This is a genomic window from Rahnella sp. ChDrAdgB13, assembly GCF_017655185.1.
In the GTDB taxonomy this organism is placed as follows: Bacteria; Pseudomonadota; Gammaproteobacteria; order Enterobacterales; family Enterobacteriaceae; genus Rahnella; species Rahnella contaminans.
Window position 1 is genome coordinate 1 of record NZ_JAEMGT010000233.1, and the last position, 2,602, is coordinate 2,602.

The window sequence follows — 2,602 nt, forward strand, 5'->3', positions numbered from 1 at the left end:
CCACAGAGGGGGCTTTGAAAGCGATAATAGGAATGTTTACAACATGTATTCGGCGGGATTATTGGATCACAAGTGACTCACTTAGTCAACTTTTAACCTGGGGTTAGCTATGTTTCACTTCCACTGATTACGTTGTGAAACATTACCAGACAAATCATTATCAGGTTCAGGGTGATTCATGGGGGTTGCTGTCGGATTGGGGCGAGGCGCTTTTGGCTTGCCACCGTTAATGCTGGAGGCAACACCTAACGGTAAGCCGATTACAAGTCCTGAAATTAATACGCCATACAGGGCGAAACCAACATATCCAACCGCAGCAAGTAAGATAATACCCAAAAGTCGGAACACCCATATCATCCGGGTCATCAAATAGATAGATATGACACAGCCTGCAAGTATGTAAATCATGATCTTATCCTTAAATTCTCTACCCAAAAGGTTGGATTTCGGTTTTTTATTTGCATGGATAACTTTTTGCCATTTCAGCCACGTAAGCCAACGCGACAGGCGCTGATAGGTCAACGTCTCGATCTCCGCCCAAGATATACACATCTACCATTTTGCTGACAAACGTATCGTCAATCACTAAATCCTTGGGCGGACAACTGTAATTAACGAACTGTTTATCATCTTTATGTGTATATCCCTCAATAGCCGAAGTACTAATTTCTGACTCCGCCACACCTTGAAGATAGGAATTAAGGATAATTTTAGTCGTGGCCGATGTGGCTGATTTTTCTTTAAGTTTCAGATACCCCGCCAAATCCAGCGCTTGGGCCGAAGATAAAAAAAGCAGACCCACGCAAACCACACTTATATAAATTTGTTTCATTTGATTTCCCTTATGGAATTAGCCCACCAACGATGCCAAACGAGGAACAATCGGCCTTGACATAAGTCAAATAACCATTGATATCCTTTGCATTCTTTCATCTACTAGGCAACAAAAAGGCCGCTCGGAAGCGGCCATCATTGCTAGAGATTCTACCTTCAATATTCAAAATAAATGGTAGCTATGCCACTGTAACTATCGAAAGAAACGGCCGTAATCCGATAACTGGCGGGCAAAAGCGCCCCTAACCGGTAGCCAGGCCACGCAGAGTAAGGAATGACTGGAGCACCCTCAGCATTCCAATCCCGACACCCCAGAGAGTTAGCCGTGGTTGAGTTTTTACCGCAGGTGACAAAGCCGAAGGGTTTACCATTAACGGTCACGCTCGCAGCCATAGCCGCAGAGGCTTGTTCCGCAGCATGATTTGACGCATTCGAATTAGAAATGATTACATTTGCACTGGCATCAACTGAAACCAAAACAAGCAATAAACTCATGATTGCCGCCTTAAGTTTCATTGCATACCCTCCACTCTGACAGGTAACCACCGCACAACATGACCAGTGATATTCTCGTTTGTAGAACGGCAGATCATCATGCCTGGCACAACATCAAGATATGCCCAGCAAAACCTTGGCCAGCCCTGCAACTGTAATTCTTCATCGATTTCAACCAGTGCATTAATGGCTTTTCCTGCGCCTGTTTCGTAACAAGCCTGCGAAGCATGGGGGAGGTAATAACGCTCCCGCCCATCAATCCACGGAAACAGGCCTGCACCGACATACACTTTATAGATTACCGGGACAGTCACCTTCAGGGCTTCCTGAATTTCTTTATGCTTCTCCTTAGCCGCGACAATAAGACTAACGTGACCGTGTGTTACGAAATACTCACCCTGACCAGCAATATAACCCCGAAGAACATCACGCCAAGGCATTCCTGCTTTGACAAGCTGCGCACTTCGAGATGCCAGAGAAGGTTCAGCACTTGCCTCAAGGGCAAACCGGGCCAACATTGCACCTTCTTCAGCACTCTGACGCACAGAACCATAGGCGATCTCTTCAAGACGCTTTCTACCTATACTTTTAAGAAGATCATTCATCGTCAGCCTCCATCGCATCAGGCAGAGGCATCCAGTATTTCACAGTAGTTTCATCATCTTCACCATACCAGCCACTGTATTCGCTACAGATATCAACATCGCGTGAACCATCCGCATGCTGAACCATCAGGAGTTCATTGTAAGGCGGCACCTGATCTGCAGGACGCCACGCGCTCTGCTCACGCATATCACCAAAATAAACAGAGATAAACTGGCCACCGAGAATATCAGTGCCAGCACCCACAGCGGGTTCCTGGCCATCAGGAAAATCTACAATAAAGGTCATTTTTCCCATGATTATTCACCATCCCATTCTTTGCTGTTTTTCCACTCTTCCATCAGGCCGGTAAGCTCAACAGTGGATTCTCCAACCCGATCAGCAAGAGCATTGAATTCAGTTATCTGACAAGTGTCGAGGTCTTCCCAGGCATCAGCCATATCAAGAAGATGACGCTGCATGGTCGCCAGCCTGCGGAGGTGACTTCTGCCGGTTTTAATGTGATCGCAATAAGCATTTCTACTCATGGTTGCACCTCGCTTTCCGGCAGAACGTGAGGCCGCGAATCTAAGTGGACATAGCATTCAACCGGCAAAGGAAAGAATTTTGATGATAGAAACACATCACCATGAGCAATGCAGCGACTGACGCCGCGCTCAGGCTGAAACGC

6 protein-coding genes are annotated in these 2,602 nt (G+C 46.5%); all 6 read right to left on the reverse strand.

Features of this window, described 5'->3' with window-relative positions; translation table 11 throughout:
- Nucleotides 1-114 precede the first annotated feature (114 nt).
- The 6 genes from J8X26_RS27230 to J8X26_RS27255 all read right to left on the reverse strand — a co-directional run bounded on the left by J8X26_RS27230 (nucleotide 115) and on the right by J8X26_RS27255 (nucleotide 2,459).
- Nucleotides 115-408 (reverse strand): hypothetical protein, encoded by a 294-nt coding sequence (locus J8X26_RS27230; protein ID WP_208952634.1) that lies wholly within the window; start codon nucleotides 406-408, stop codon nucleotides 115-117.
- A gap of 46 nt (nucleotides 409-454) precedes the next feature.
- Nucleotides 455-832, reverse strand: coding sequence for a hypothetical protein (locus J8X26_RS27235; protein ID WP_208952635.1), 378 nt, complete (start codon nucleotides 830-832; stop codon nucleotides 455-457).
- 158 nt (nucleotides 833-990) lie between these two features.
- Nucleotides 991-1,350 (reverse strand): hypothetical protein, encoded by a 360-nt coding sequence (locus J8X26_RS27240; protein WP_208952636.1) that lies wholly within the window; start codon nucleotides 1,348-1,350, stop codon nucleotides 991-993.
- The gene (locus J8X26_RS27245) at nucleotides 1,347-1,934 is read right to left on the reverse strand and encodes a hypothetical protein (protein ID WP_208952639.1); all 588 of its coding nucleotides are present in this window, start codon (nucleotides 1,932-1,934) and stop codon (nucleotides 1,347-1,349) included. The genes J8X26_RS27240 and J8X26_RS27245 overlap by 4 nt, the downstream gene beginning before the upstream one ends.
- Nucleotides 1,927-2,229: a hypothetical protein gene (locus tag J8X26_RS27250; RefSeq protein ID WP_208952637.1), complete on the reverse strand. Its 303-nt coding sequence runs from the start codon at nucleotides 2,227-2,229 to the stop codon at nucleotides 1,927-1,929. Before J8X26_RS27250 ends, J8X26_RS27245 begins: the two co-directional genes overlap by 8 nt.
- A 2-nt stretch (nucleotides 2,230-2,231) precedes the next feature.
- Nucleotides 2,232-2,459: a hypothetical protein gene (locus tag J8X26_RS27255; RefSeq protein WP_208952638.1), complete on the reverse strand. Its 228-nt coding sequence runs from the start codon at nucleotides 2,457-2,459 to the stop codon at nucleotides 2,232-2,234.
- Nucleotides 2,460-2,602: the final 143 nt, after the last annotated feature.

Bases quoted from the DNA above. Each gene is read 5' to 3' on its own strand.
- J8X26_RS27230 (WP_208952634.1), bottom strand. From the start codon at position 408: ATGATTTACATACTTGCAGGCTGTGTCATATCTATCTATTTGATGACC.
- J8X26_RS27250 (WP_208952637.1), bottom strand. From the start codon at position 2,229: ATGGGAAAAATGACCTTTATTGTAGATTTTCCTGATGGCCAGGAACCC.
- J8X26_RS27235 (WP_208952635.1), bottom strand. From the start codon at position 832: ATGAAACAAATTTATATAAGTGTGGTTTGCGTGGGTCTGCTTTTTTTA.
- J8X26_RS27240 (WP_208952636.1), bottom strand. From the start codon at position 1,350: ATGAAACTTAAGGCGGCAATCATGAGTTTATTGCTTGTTTTGGTTTCA.
- J8X26_RS27245 (WP_208952639.1), bottom strand. From the start codon at position 1,934: ATGAATGATCTTCTTAAAAGTATAGGTAGAAAGCGTCTTGAAGAGATC.
- J8X26_RS27255 (WP_208952638.1), bottom strand. From the start codon at position 2,459: ATGAGTAGAAATGCTTATTGCGATCACATTAAAACCGGCAGAAGTCAC.